This window comes from Kitasatospora sp. NPDC058406 (assembly GCF_042722765.1).
Classification (GTDB): Bacteria; Actinomycetota; Actinomycetes; order Streptomycetales; family Streptomycetaceae; genus Kitasatospora.
Genome location: NZ_JBHXKE010000087.1, coordinates 21,667 through 34,014 on the forward strand (window position 1 = coordinate 21,667; position 12,348 = coordinate 34,014).

General features: G+C 73.5%; 11 protein-coding genes. 7 read left to right on the plus strand and 4 right to left on the minus strand.

The window, feature by feature from the left end; translation table 11 throughout:
- Positions 1–119: 119 nt before the first annotated feature.
- The 3 genes from ACFWOG_RS18930 (at position 120) to ACFWOG_RS18940 (ending at position 3,794) form a co-directional block, all read left to right on the plus strand.
- On the plus strand, positions 120–1,334 hold the full coding sequence (locus tag ACFWOG_RS18930; RefSeq protein WP_380359729.1) for a cytochrome P450: 1,215 nt from the start codon (positions 120–122) through the stop codon (positions 1,332–1,334).
- 36 nt (positions 1,335–1,370) lie between these two features.
- The gene (locus tag ACFWOG_RS18935) at positions 1,371–2,375 is read left to right on the plus strand and encodes an ADP-ribosylglycohydrolase family protein (RefSeq protein ID WP_380359731.1); all 1,005 of its coding nucleotides are present in this window, start codon (positions 1,371–1,373) and stop codon (positions 2,373–2,375) included.
- Positions 2,376–2,489: 114 nt separating this feature from the next.
- Positions 2,490–3,794, plus strand: a complete 1,305-nt coding sequence (locus tag ACFWOG_RS18940; protein ID WP_380359733.1) for a serpin family protein — start codon at positions 2,490–2,492, stop codon at positions 3,792–3,794.
- Between the two features lie 43 nt (positions 3,795–3,837).
- On the opposite strand, the gene ACFWOG_RS18945 is transcribed toward ACFWOG_RS18940, so the two are convergent.
- From ACFWOG_RS18945 to ACFWOG_RS18960, 4 genes are all read right to left on the minus strand, one after another.
- Positions 3,838–4,947, minus strand: a complete 1,110-nt coding sequence (locus ACFWOG_RS18945; RefSeq protein WP_329950381.1) for an ADP-ribosylglycohydrolase family protein — start codon at positions 4,945–4,947, stop codon at positions 3,838–3,840.
- Between the two features lie 124 nt (positions 4,948–5,071).
- A complete protein-coding gene (locus tag ACFWOG_RS18950) occupies positions 5,072–6,379 on the minus strand; it encodes a DUF2786 domain-containing protein (RefSeq protein ID WP_380359735.1) in 1,308 nt (435 codons plus the stop codon).
- A gap of 157 nt (positions 6,380–6,536) precedes the next feature.
- Complete coding sequence (locus ACFWOG_RS18955) at positions 6,537–8,207, minus strand: transporter (RefSeq protein WP_380359737.1); 1,671 nt, start codon at positions 8,205–8,207, stop codon at positions 6,537–6,539.
- On the minus strand, positions 8,204–9,025 hold the full coding sequence (locus ACFWOG_RS18960) for an ABC transporter ATP-binding protein (protein WP_329885735.1): 822 nt from the start codon (positions 9,023–9,025) through the stop codon (positions 8,204–8,206). Before ACFWOG_RS18960 ends, ACFWOG_RS18955 begins: the two co-directional genes overlap by 4 nt.
- A 282-nt stretch (positions 9,026–9,307) precedes the next feature.
- On the opposite strand from ACFWOG_RS18960, the gene ACFWOG_RS18965 reads away from it, so the two are divergent.
- The 4 genes from ACFWOG_RS18965 to ACFWOG_RS18980 form a co-directional block, all read left to right on the plus strand.
- A complete protein-coding gene (locus ACFWOG_RS18965; protein WP_329950384.1) occupies positions 9,308–9,856 on the plus strand; it encodes a DUF1707 and DUF4190 domain-containing protein in 549 nt (182 codons plus the stop codon).
- Between the two features lie 422 nt (positions 9,857–10,278).
- Positions 10,279–10,650 (plus strand): 30S ribosomal protein S12, encoded by a 372-nt coding sequence (rpsL, locus tag ACFWOG_RS18970; protein ID WP_014144289.1) that lies wholly within the window; start codon positions 10,279–10,281, stop codon positions 10,648–10,650.
- A gap of 2 nt (positions 10,651–10,652) precedes the next feature.
- On the plus strand, positions 10,653–11,123 hold the full coding sequence (gene rpsG / locus ACFWOG_RS18975; RefSeq protein ID WP_148644378.1) for a 30S ribosomal protein S7: 471 nt from the start codon (positions 10,653–10,655) through the stop codon (positions 11,121–11,123).
- A 39-nt stretch (positions 11,124–11,162) separates the two neighbouring features.
- On the plus strand, positions 11,163–12,348 hold a 1,186-nt coding region (locus ACFWOG_RS18980), incomplete at its 3' end, for an elongation factor G (protein WP_380359739.1).

Here is a 12,348-nt window from a genome sequence, read left to right on the forward strand (position 1 = left end):
GGGACGCGGGAGGGACGGGACGCGGGAGGGGCCGGACATCGGAGGGGCCGGAGGCCGGACGGACTGCATGCGTACGATGATCCTTCCGGCTTCCCCTCACGGCCTGGAGTGATCGACCGATGACGACGACACCGAAGTTCGACCCCTGGTCGACGGAGTTCGTGGCCCACCCGTACGACGCCTACGCCGACCTGCGCGAGCAGGCCCCGGTCACGTACTACGAGCCGACCGGGCAGTGGCTGGTCTCGCGGTACGAGGACGTCAGCGCCCTGCTGCGGGACCGCCGGCTCGGCCGGACGTACACCCATCGCTTCAGCCACGAGGAGTTCGGGCGGCCCCTGCCCGACCCGGCCCACGAGCCGTTCCACACCCTCAACGACAACGGCCTGCTCGACCTGGAGGCGCCCGACCACACCCGGATCCGCCGGCTGGTCTCCAAGGCCTTCACCCCGCGCATGGTCGAGGGGCTCCGCCCGACCGTCCGGCGGCTCGCCGGCGAACTGGTGGACGGCCTGCTCGCGGCCGGCGGCGGCGACCTGATCGGAGCCGTCGCCGAACCGCTGCCGGTCGCGGTGATCGCCGAGATGCTCGGTGTCCCCGAGGCCGACCGGCACCTGCTGCGCCCGTGGTCCGCCGACATCACCGGCATGTTCGAACTCAACCCCACCGAGGAGGCCGCCCGCCGGGCCGTCACCGCGAGCGTCGAGTTCTCCGACTACCTGCGCGCCCTGATCCGCGAACGCCGCGCCGCCCCCGGCACCGACCTGATCAGCGCGCTGATCCACGCCCAGGAGGGCTCGGACGCGCTCAGCGAGCAGGAGATGATCTCCACCTGCGTGCTGCTGCTCAACGCCGGCCACGAGGCCACCGTCAACACCACCGGCAACGGCTGGTGGGCGCTGTTCCGCAACCCCGGGGAACTGGCCCGGCTGCGCGCCGACGTCGACGGGCTGCTGCCCACCGCCGTCGAGGAGCTGATGCGCTGGGACACCCCGCTGCAGATGTTCGAGCGCTGGGTGCTGGAGGACGTCGAGGTGCGCGGGGTCACCGTCCCGCGCGGCTCGGAGGTCGCCCTGCTCTTCGGCTCGGCCAACCGCGACCCGGAGCGGTTCGCCGACCCGGACCGGCTCGACCTCGGCCGCGCCGACAACCCGCACATCACGTTCGGCGCCGGAATCCACTTCTGCCTGGGCGCCCCGCTTGCCAGACTGGAGCTCACCGAGTCGTACGGCGAGCTGCTGCGCCGGGCGCCGGGCCTGCGGCTGGTCCGCGAGCCCGAGTGGCGCCCGGGCTACGTGATCCGCGGGCTCAAGGAACTGCTGGTCGAGGTCTGACGGTTCGGCCGGGGGCCGGGCGAGGGGGAGTGCATCGTGGGCAGGGGCAAGGCGACGGGCGCGCTGCTGGGGCTGGCGATCGGCGACGCGATGGGCAGGCCGACCGAGTTCGAGGACGTCGAGCAGATCGCCCGGCAGTGGCCCGACTGGCGGGAACTCCCCCTGCCGGGCCGGGCGCTGATCACCGACGACACCCAGATGACGCTCGCGCTGGCCCGCGGCCTGCGGACCGCCCTGGAGACCGGTCCGCTCACCGCGGCCCGGCTGGAGCCGCCGGTGCGCCAGGAGTTCCTCGACTGGTGGCGTTCGCCGGACAACAACCGTGCCCCCGGCAACACCTGCCTGGCCTCCTGCGCGCGGCTCAGCACGCCCGGCCGCCGGTGGCAGAGCGCGAGCGACACCGGTTCCAAGGGCTGTGGCGCCAACATGCGGGTCGCTCCGCTCGGCCTGATCCGCGAGCTGGCGCCGGCCCAACTGGCCGGCGCCGCCCAGCTCCAGTCCGGGCTCACCCACGGCCACCCCACCGCGCTGGCCGCCAGCGACCTCACCGCCTTCGCCGTCCGCAAGCTCGCCGAGGGCCTGCCGCCGGCCGGCCTGCCCGCCGTGCTGCGCGCGTACGCGCTGGCCAACCGCACCCGGTACGACCGGTCCTGGCTCGGCGACCTCGCCGACCACGCCCAGGACAGCACCCCGGAGGCGTTCATCGCCCGCGGCTGGGACGACTGCCTGGCCGTCCTCGACCGGCTCACCGCCGCGCTGGCCGCACCCGACGTCGAGGCCGACCCGTGCCTGGCCACCGGCGAGGGCTGGATCGCCGAGGAGGCGCTCGCCACCGGGCTGCTCTGCTTCCTGCTGCTGCCGGACGACCCGGTGGCCGCCGTCCGCCGGGGCGCCTACTCCTCGGGGGACTCCGACTCGATCGCCTGCCTGGCCGGCGCCTTCGCCGGGGCGCACCTGGGCGCGGACGCGTGGCCCGCCGAGTGGGTGGAGCGGATCGAGCACCGGGACGAACTGCTGGAGTTCGGCGCGCTCTGGGACTGATCCCGGCCCCGCGGCCGGCGGGGCCCGTGGAACCGCCTCGGGCCCCGCCGCGTCGAACCGGCACCGAGGCGCGGGCACCGGCCCGCGCCGCCGACCCAGGGGACGAGGCCAGTCATGTCCGTCCGTACCCGCCGCCCGGCGGTGTTCCTGCTCTGCTGCACGGCACTGCTCGCCGGCTGCGGCTCCACCGGAGGCGGCGGCCAGGTCGTGATCCGCGCCTCCTCCCCCGAGTCGCTGCCACCGGCCGATCCCGCCCAGGTCGCCGCGACCGCCGCCGCCACCGGCGCCTTCGGGCTGGACCTGCTGCACGCCCTCACCGCCGACCCCGCCGAGACCGGCCGCAACCTGGTGCTCTCGCCGTCCGGCCTGGCCACCGCGCTCGCCATGCTGCTGCCCGGCACCCGCGGCACCACCGCCGACGAGCTCGCCAAGGCGCTGCACACCGAACTCACCCCGCAGCAGTACGCGCTCGCCACCGGCGCCCTGAACCGTCCCGTCCCGGCCAAGGACGGGCTGGTGCTCAAGCAGGCGGACGACGTCTGGGCCCAGCGGGACTTCCCGCTCGACCAGCGGTACCTGGGCGTGCTGGCCGCGGCCTTCGGCGCCGGGGTGCACACCGCCGACTTCCGCAAGGACCCGGAGGGCGCCCGGAAGACCGTCAACTCCGCCGTGGAGAAGGCCACCGAGGGCCGCGTCAAGGACCTCTTCGGCCAGGGGTCGATCAACCCCGACACCCGGCTCGCGCTCACCGACGCGCTCTACCTCAAGGCCGAGTGGGCCACCCCGTTCAAGGCCGGGCGCACCACGGACCGGCCGTTCCACCGCCTCGACGGGTCCGCGCCGGCCGTCCCCACCATGGGGCAGAGCGGCTCGCTCCGCTACGCCGAGGGCTCCGGCGGCATCCTCGGGGAGCCCTGGCAGGCCGTCGAACTCCCCTACGCGGGCGGCACGCTGGCGATGGACCTGGTGGTGCCCGCGCAGGGCGGCTTCGCGGCCTTCCGCAAGGGCCTGGACCAGGCCGGGTTGGAGATGATCCTGGGCTCGCTCGACGAGCGGACCGTCGACCTGACCCTCCCGAAGTTCCACTTCGACACGGCCAACGAGCTGAAGCCCACCCTCCAGGCGCTCGGCGTCAAGGCCGCGTTCGAGCCGGGTGCCGACCTCTCCGGCATCCCCGGCGCGGGCGCGACCGAGCCGCTCAGGGTCGGCACGGTGGTGCAGAAGGCCACCGTCCAGGTCGACGAGGAGGGCACCGTCGCGGCGGCCGGCAGCGGGGTCGGCGTCGAGGCGATGGCCGCGCCGATGCCGAAGGACCCGGTGCAGCTGCACATCGACCGGCCGTTCCTCTTCCTGATCCGGGACACCGCCACCGGCCGGCCGCTCTTCCTCGGCCAGGTCACCGACCCGCAGGCCAAGTGAGCACGGCCCCCCGGGCCCCCGGCGCCGCCCGCGCGGCCCCGGCTCACCAGGCCGGGTAGCGGTCCCCGAGGGCCGGGTGGCCCGGTTCGCGGCTGCCGAACAGCACCAGCAGGTCGTCCGCCACCCGCAGCAGCGTCTCCCGGCCCTCCACCGCCTCCGTCCAGTCCGTCGACAGCGCCGAGGCGCCGTACGCCGCACCGACCAGGTTGCCGCAGACCGCACCCGTGGAGTCGCTGTCCCCCGAGTGGTTGACCGACAGCAGCAGCGCCGTCCGGGCCGGCTCCGGACCGGAGGTCCCCGCCAGCAGGCAGTACACCGCGATCGCCAGGCACTCCTCGGCGATCCAGCCCAGCCCGACCCGCTCCACCGCCTCCGCCGACGGTTCGGCCTCCTCGGCCACCCGCACCGCCCGGGCCAGCGCCTGGACCGTCTCCTTGGACGCCGGCCACTCCCGGGTCTGCTCCACGACCTCGCCGACCGCCGCCCACGGCTCCACCCCGGCCGCCAGCCGCTCCACCAGCGACGCGAACGCGCCGGCCGCCAGGTAGCCGGTCGGATGCCCGTGGGTCAGCTGCGCGCACTGCGCGGCCAGCCCGAACGACTGCTCGGCACCCAGCCGGGCCAGCCCGAACGGCGCCGACCGCATCACCGTGCCGCACCCCTTGGAGTGCGCGTTGATCGGCCCCGGCTGCCCCAGCGCGGCCGGCGCCTCGAAGGACGGGTGGTACTTCATCCCGGTCAGACAGGCGTCACCCGGGGCCCGCCGCGCGTACAGGAACGGCTCGCGCAGCAGCCAGCCGTCGTACGGGCGGGCGAGCGGGCTCCGGTCCGGCGCGCCCTGCTGCTGGGTCAGCAGCCACCGCCGGTACGCGCCGTGCACGGCCTCCGGCACCGAACCGCCACCGCCCGACCAGCCCCGGACGAAACCGCGGATCAGGCCCTCGGCGGTGAACAGCGTCATCTGGGTGTCGTCGGTCACCTCGGCGACCAGGCCGCCGCCCGGCAGGCCGGTCACCCCGGCCGGGCCGTACCGCTCACGGATCTGGTACAGCCGCAGGAACTCCACCGGCCAGCCCAGCGCGTCCCCGATCGCCCCGCCGACCAGCGCTCCGCGCACCCGGTCCCGGAACCCCGGCTGTTCGCCCACCGTCACCGTCGTCCCCCTCGCTCGTCGCCGTCCACCGCGTGCGGCGCCCACCGCGTGCGCCGCCCACCGCGGGTGGTGCCCGCGCCGGGCCGTGCCCGGGCCGGTGTCCGTTCTATCAGGGCCCGTCCGGTCAGCCCCGGATCTCCCCGGCCCGGCCGTGCAGCGCCGCCCGGTCCGCGGCGGCCCGGCCCGCCGCCCAGCCCTCGCCGTCGCTCACCCGGACCCGCTGCGAGACCAGCTTCGGGAACATCCGGCCCACCTCCTGGTCCACCGCCGCCGAACGGGCCGCCAGCGCGGGCAGCAGCCGCTCGTCCGGCACGAGCTGCTCCTCGGTGCCGTCCGCCCGCAGGTGCCGGCCGGCCGCCGCGTCGCTGGTCGCCCGCTCGGTCGCCTCGGTCAGCCGCTCGCGGATCCGCGCCGCGTACGCCACCAGGAAGGACTGCCGGAACGCCTTGGTGCGCGAGGCGCCGTCCAGGTGCTGCCGGGAGCCCGCCTTCTGCATCGCGTGGGTGGCCTGCACCAGCAGCGAGGTGTACAGCAGCTCCACGCCGTCGAGGTCCGCGTCGAAGCCGATCAGGGTGCAGAAGCCGAACTCCTTCGCCCACACCACCCGGCACCGGTTGGCCGCCGCCACGGCGTCCAGCAGCATCGTCTTCGGGACCTCGTAGGGGTTGTCCACCCCGATCCGCAGGGCCCCCGGGGCGTTGCGGTCCGCACCGTCGACGGCCAGCAGCGCTTCGTCGATGCTGTGCTGCGCCATCAGCTGCTGGGCCTTGGCGGTCAGCGCCTCGGCCTCCTCCGGGTACTCGGTGGACTCGGCCTTCGCCAGCAGCGCCCGGATCCGCGACAGCATCCGCGGCTCGCCGGTCACCGGTCCGGGCCGCTCCCGCCGGACGGCGTACCCGACCTGCCCCGGGACCGGCCCGACCGGGGCGATCGGCGGCAGCCGGCCCCAGATCCGCAGCAGCTCCAGTACGGCGGTGGCGAGCGCGAACCGGTCCAGCCGGTGACGCTGCGCGAAGGCCTCCAGGTACCGCTCGTCGTCCGGCCACCAGGCCGCCGTCTCCAGCTCGCGCAGCTGCTCCTGCCAGCGCCGGTCCGGTGCGGCCGCGGCGTGGCGGCGCCCCTCGGCGGAGATCAGGTCCACCGCCAGCGCCAGGTGCACCGGCTTCAGCTCCCGCCGGACCACGCGGGCCAGGTCGGCCGGGCGCCAGCCCGCCGACCAGCACCGGCCGACGGACGTGTCCGCGTACCCGAGCACCGCCCGGCTCACCGCCGGCCACTGGCCGGCGGAGGCCGCCAGCAGGGAGGCCCCGGTGTCCAGCGCGAGGTCGAGGCCGTCCTCGGGCGCCGTGACCACGGTCGCCACCGCCCGCTCCAACAGTGCCCCGGCACCGCCGTCCGCCGCGGTTCCGCCCGGTTGCCTGCGCTTGCCCACGGTGCTCCCGCTCTCGTCCCACGTCTGATGCGGTCCGCACCCTTGCCCATGATGCCGGAGCGGCGCCGACAACGACGGGCCCGCCCGGCCGGCCACCGTCGGCGGGGAACGACCCCGGCGGCCCCTGCGCGGAGCAGGGGCCGCCGGGGGACGGGCGTCAGCGCTCGACGGTCTTGGCGAGGATCTCCGGGAGGCGTTCCAGCAGGCGGCCGGCGGCGAGGCGCAGGCCGAGGGCGGCGACGAGGGCGCCGTAGGCGGGTCCGACCAGGAGGACGGGCCAGGTCGGGCCGTCGGCGGCCAGCGCCCAGCCGAGGTAGCCCGCGACCGGGGAGGCGAGGAGGGCGCTGCCGAAGATCGAACCGAAGCTGTTGACCATCACCAGCCCGCCCTGGCCGGGCGCCGCGTTGCGCATCGGGTTGTTGTCGGCGGGCATGGTGTACGGCGCGAGCACGCTGAGTACGGCGCCGATCGCGATGCCGCTTCCGAGCAGGGCGAAGGCCACGCCGGTGGCCGCCGGCAGGCCGGCCCAGTCGCCGCTGACCGCCGCCAGGGCCGGCGCGAGCACGAGGGTGATCGGGACGGCGTAGGAGAGGACGGCGAAGGCCCGGCCGCGCAGCTCGTCCCGGGCGTCGTCCGGGGTGAGCAGGGTGGCGGCGACCATCCAGAACGCCGACCCGTCCATGCCGAACAGGTTGAGCATCTGCAGACCGAGGAACATCCCGGCCATCGCCACCAGGTAGACCGTCGCCCAGCCCTGGACCACCGACAGCACGCAGATCACCAGGGTCATGCCGATGCTGGTGAAGACGGCGGCCTTCGCCCGCGGCTCCCGCCAGGCGTACCGCAGGTGACGCTGCATCACCGCGCCGACCCGGCCGCCCGGGAGGAAGCGCGCGCCGCGCGCACCCTGGACGCCGCGCACCACCTCCAGGGTGGAGGCGTCGGCGGTGACCATCAGCTGCTGGAGGCTGGAGCGCCACCAGCGCAGCAGCAGCACCAGCAGGCCGGCGGTCGCCGCCAGCTGGAGCAGCGACAGGCCGTACCGGCCCTCGCCTGCCGTGCGGGCCGCGTCGACGGCGCCGACCGGCGGCACCCAGCGCAGCACCGAGGCGACCGGGGCCAGCGGGCTGAGGTCGAGGCCGTGCTCGCCGGCCTTGCCGAAGACGCTCTGCGAACCGACGTTGGCGATCTGCACCAGCAGGGCGAAGAGCAGCCCGCCGAAGATGGCGAAGTCCTTGCCGCGCCGGCTGGAGAGCAGCCGGGCGTTCCCGGCCGCGACCGAGCGGGACAGCACGACCACGGTGAGTACGGCCAGCGGGACGCCGACCGCACCGGCCACCGCCGACGCCATGCCGTCGGCGCCGGAGAGCGCGGCCCCGGTGAGCAGGATCAGGCTGACCAGCGGGCCGGGCCCGATCAGTGAGGCCAGCACCGAGCCGCGCAGCAGCGGGGCGGGCCGCAGCGGGAGCATGGTGAGCCGGGTCGGGTCGGCGCTCTCGTCGCTGGAGAACAGGAACAGCGGGATCGCGGCCCAGCCGAGGGCGAGCGCGCCGGCGAGGACGACACCCGCGTCGCCGGCCGAGCCGGCCTCGGTGGGGCGGTCGAGCAGGGCGAAGGCGACCGCGATCCCGGCGGCGAAGAGCACGCCGAGGACGGCGCCGACGACGTACAGGGCGGCCCGGCCGCGGCTGCGGCGCAGGCCGTTGCGGAGCAGCCGGAGCTTGAGCGAGACGAGGGTCCGGACCACCGTCCGGTCGTCGGGCACGCCGCCCCGGACGGACGGGGCGGCGGGGACGGCGGCGGGGACGGCTGCGGGGGAGGAGCTCACCGCTCGCCCCCGCCGAGCCAGTCGAGGGACCGGCCGTCGTCCTCGCGGACGCCGATGAGGTCGAGGAACGCCTCGTGCAGGCTGCGCCCGCCGCGGACGGCGTCGAGCGGGCCGTGGGCGATGACCTGGCCGGCGCTGATCACGGCGACCCAGTCGCAGAGCTGCTCGACCAGCTCCATCACGTGGCTGGAGAAGACGACCGTGGAGCCGGCCGCCGCGTACCGCTTGAGCACGCCGCGGATGGTCTGGGCGGAGACCGGGTCGACGCCCTCGAAGGGCTCGTCGAGGAAGAGCACGTCCGGGTTGTGCAGCAGTGCGGAGGCGAGGCCGATCTTCTTGCGCATGCCGGTGGAGTAGTCGGCGACCAGCTTGTCGGCGTGGCCGGTCAGGTCGAGCACGGCGAGCAGTTCCTCGGCCCGGCGGTCGACCTCGGCGCCGGGCAGGCCGCGCAGCCGGCCGTTGTACTGCAGCAGTTCGCGGCCGCTGAGGCGCTCGAACATCCGCAGGCCCTCGGGGAGGATGCCGATCCGGGACTTGGCCGCGACCGGGTCGGCCCAGACGTCGGCGCCGTGGATCAGGACGGTGCCCTGGTCGGGGCGGAGCAGACCGGTGGCCATCGACAGGGTGGTGGTCTTGCCGGCGCCGTTCGGGCCGACCAGCCCGATGAACGCCCCGGTCGGCAGCTCCAGGCTGAGCCCGGCCACCGCGGCCTGGCTGCCGAAGTGCTTCCACAGCCCCCGGACGGAGACGGCGGAGGGAGCGGCCGGGGGAACGGGGGAGTCGGGGGCGGGGGACGGCGGCGGCGCTGACGCCTGCATGGTGGCCCTCTCTGCTGGTGGGCGGGCGGTCGGGTCCATGATCGTTCCATGATCGACATCGGTCCGACGACAGCCTGCCACCGTCCGGGCGGCCCTGTCCCGTGTACGGACGTTCCGGGCGTGTCTGGGCCGAACGGGTGAGGCGGGGCCGGGTCCGGCCGGGCCCGTGCAGGGGCGGAGTCGAATAACCGGAAGGTGGCAACTACTCAGGGCCCCCGTTCGTCCTGCACTATGAGGACCAGTGGGCGTGCCGATGCACGCAGGGGCGCCGGGAGGTGGCGGATGGCCGTTCAGCCGTGGGGCGAACCGGGGTACGGGGCCGGGGGGCGCCAGCCTGCCGTCTCGGCGCAGGCGGCGATGCGTGCCGCGCACGCCGACCGCGAGCGGACGGTGGACGTGTTGAAGGCGGCCTTCGCCGAGGGGCGGCTCACGGCGGACGAGTACGGCGACCGGTTCACGGCGGCCAGCACCGCGCAGACCTACGGGCAGCTCGCCCAGCTGGTGGCCGACCTGCCGTCCGGGCCGATGGTGGCCCCGGCGCACGTCGCGGGGCCGGTCGTGCCGCCGACGTTCCTGATCCCGCAGCCGCTCCCGCCGCAGCGCCGGACCAACGCGGTGGCGGTGACCTCGCTGGTGCTCGGCCTGCTGTGCGTCCCGACCGGGGGCATGCTCGGGCTGCCGGCCGTGATCACCGGCCACATCGGCCGCCGGCAGGTGCAGGAGCGGAACGAGGAGGGCGACGGCATGGCCGTCACCGGCCTGGTCTTCGGCTGGCTGTCGATCGCGTTCTGGATGCTGCTCGGCGTGATGGTGGTGCTCTTCGGCGGCTGACCGCCCGCGGGGCGGCCGGAGGCCGCTCCGGTGGCGACGGTTCCCGCGATGTGGTAGAGCGGCAGGAGGAGGGTCCGACACCGGGCGGCCGCGTGCGGGACATCCCGGCGACACCCGGCCGACGGCCACGACCTGCGGCGTTGCATTTGTTTTGACCGAGCCCGATGCGCTAGGTACGCTCTGACCTTGTGCCTGGGGTGTCCCCGGGTCCTTGTGCGTGCATGCACACCGGCCGCCGCGCCGAGCCGGAGCGCTTTCCAGTGCCCCGAGCGTAGAGCGCCGCCGCTGTACATCAGCTCATGGGATTCCGTGTCGGAATAGCCCAACACACCCGACCGCGTGGGTCGACCACGCGGCTGTGTGTGCAGGGAACACCGCAGGTTAGTTTCACCAAGCCTTGGCACACAGAAAACGGAGAAACGGTGCCTACGATCCAGCAGCTGGTCCGAAAGGGCCGGCAGGACAAGGTCGAGAAGAACAAGACTCCCGCGCTGAAGGGTTCCCCGCAGCGCCGTGGGGTCTGCACGCGTGTGTACACGACCACCCCGAAGAAGCCGAACTCGGCGCTTCGTAAGGTCGCCCGTGTGCGCCTCACCAGCGGGATCGAGGTCACCGCTTACATTCCGGGCGAGGGCCACAACCTGCAGGAGCACTCCATCGTGCTGGTGCGCGGTGGTCGTGTGAAGGACCTTCCTGGTGTCCGCTACAAGATCATCCGCGGTTCGCTCGACACCCAGGGTGTCAAGAACCGCAAGCAGGCTCGCAGCCGCTACGGCGCCAAGAAGGAGAAGTAAGAATGCCTCGTAAGGGCCCCGCCCCGAAGCGCCCGGTCATCATCGACCCGGTCTACGGCTCCCCTGTCGTCACCCAGCTGGTCAACAAGATCCTGCTGCACGGCAAGCGCTCCACCGCCGAGCGGATCGTCTACGGCGCCCTTGAGGGCGTCCGTGAGAAGACCGGCTCGGACCCGGTCGTCGCGCTGAAGCGTGCGCTGGAGAACGTCAAGCCGGCCCTCGAGGTCAAGTCCCGCCGTGTCGGTGGCGCGACCTACCAGGTTCCGGTCGAGGTCCGTCCGGGCCGCGCCAGCACCCTGGCGCTGCGCTGGATGGTCGGCTACTCGCGCGCCCGTCGCGAGAAGACCATGACCGAGCGCCTGATGAACGAGATCCTCGACGCCAGCAACGGCCTGGGCGCTTCCGTGAAGCGTCGCGAGGACACCCACAAGATGGCCGAGTCCAACAAGGCCTTCGCGCACTACCGCTGGTAGTCCGTACCCCGTCACTAGACAGAGAGAGAACGAGCCACCATGGCTGCAACCTCCCTTGACCTCGCCAGGGTCCGCAACATCGGGATCATGGCGCACATCGACGCGGGCAAGACCACCACCACCGAGCGGATCCTGTTCTACACCGGTGTCTCGTACAAGATCGGTGAGGTCCACGATGGCGCTGCCACCATGGACTGGATGGAGCAGGAGCAGGAGCGCGGCATCACGATCACGTCGGCCGCGACCACCTGTCACTGGACGGTCGACGACGTCGCCAACACCATCAACATCATCGACACCCCGGGCCACGTCGACTTCACCGTCGAGGTGGAGCGTTCGCTGCGCGTGCTCGACGGTGCCGTGACGGTGTTCGACGGTGTCGCCGGTGTCGAGCCCCAGTCCGAGACCGTGTGGCGGCAGGCTGACCGCTACGGCGTCCCGCGCATCTGCTTCATCAACAAGCTGGACCGCACGGGCGCCAACTTCTTCTTCTGCGTGCAGACCATCGTGGACCGCCTCGGCGCCACCCCGCTGGTCATGCAGCTCCCGATCGGTGCCGAGGCGGACTTCCAGGGCGTTGTCGACCTGGTCCGCATGAAGGCGCTGGTCTGGTCCGCCGAGGCGGCCAAGGGTGAGATGTACGACATCGTCGACATCCCGGCCGAGCTGCAGGAGCAGGCGGACGAGTACCGCACCCAGCTGATCGACACCGTCTCCAACGTGAGCGACGAGATCATGGAGCTCGCCCTCGAAGAGGCCGAGATCCCGGTCGAGCTGCTCCAGGACGCGATCCGCAAGGGCACGCTGAACTCGGACTTCACCCCGATCTTCTGCGGTACCGCGTTCAAGAACAAGGGCGTTCAGCCCCTGCTCGACGCGGTCGTCAAGTACCTGCCGTCGCCGCTGGACATCGAGTCCATCGAGGGCACCAAGCCCGGTGACGACACGGTCAAGATCTCCCGCAAGGCCTCGGACGACGAGCCGCTCGCCGCGCTCGCGTTCAAGATCATGTCGGACCCGCACCTCGGCAAGCTCACCTTCGTCCGGGTCTACTCGGGCCGCCTGGAGTCCGGCACCTCGGTGCTGAACGCCGTGAAGGGCAAGAAGGAGCGCATCGGCAAGATCTACCGCATGCACGCGAACAAGCGTGAGGAGATCGACTCGGTGGGCGCCGGCGACATCATCGCCGTCATGGGCCTGAAGCAGACCACCACCGGTGAGACGC

Excerpts from the sequence above, each read along its gene's own strand:
- ACFWOG_RS18930 (WP_380359729.1), top strand. The coding sequence starts at position 120 with ATGACGACGACACCGAAGTTCGACCCCTGGTCGACGGAGTTCGTGGCC.
- ACFWOG_RS18940 (WP_380359733.1), top strand. The coding sequence starts at position 2,490 with ATGTCCGTCCGTACCCGCCGCCCGGCGGTGTTCCTGCTCTGCTGCACG.
- ACFWOG_RS18960 (WP_329885735.1), bottom strand. The coding sequence starts at position 9,025 with ATGCAGGCGTCAGCGCCGCCGCCGTCCCCCGCCCCCGACTCCCCCGTT.
- ACFWOG_RS18965 (WP_329950384.1), top strand. The coding sequence starts at position 9,308 with ATGGCCGTTCAGCCGTGGGGCGAACCGGGGTACGGGGCCGGGGGGCGC.
- rpsG (WP_148644378.1), top strand. The coding sequence starts at position 10,653 with ATGCCTCGTAAGGGCCCCGCCCCGAAGCGCCCGGTCATCATCGACCCG.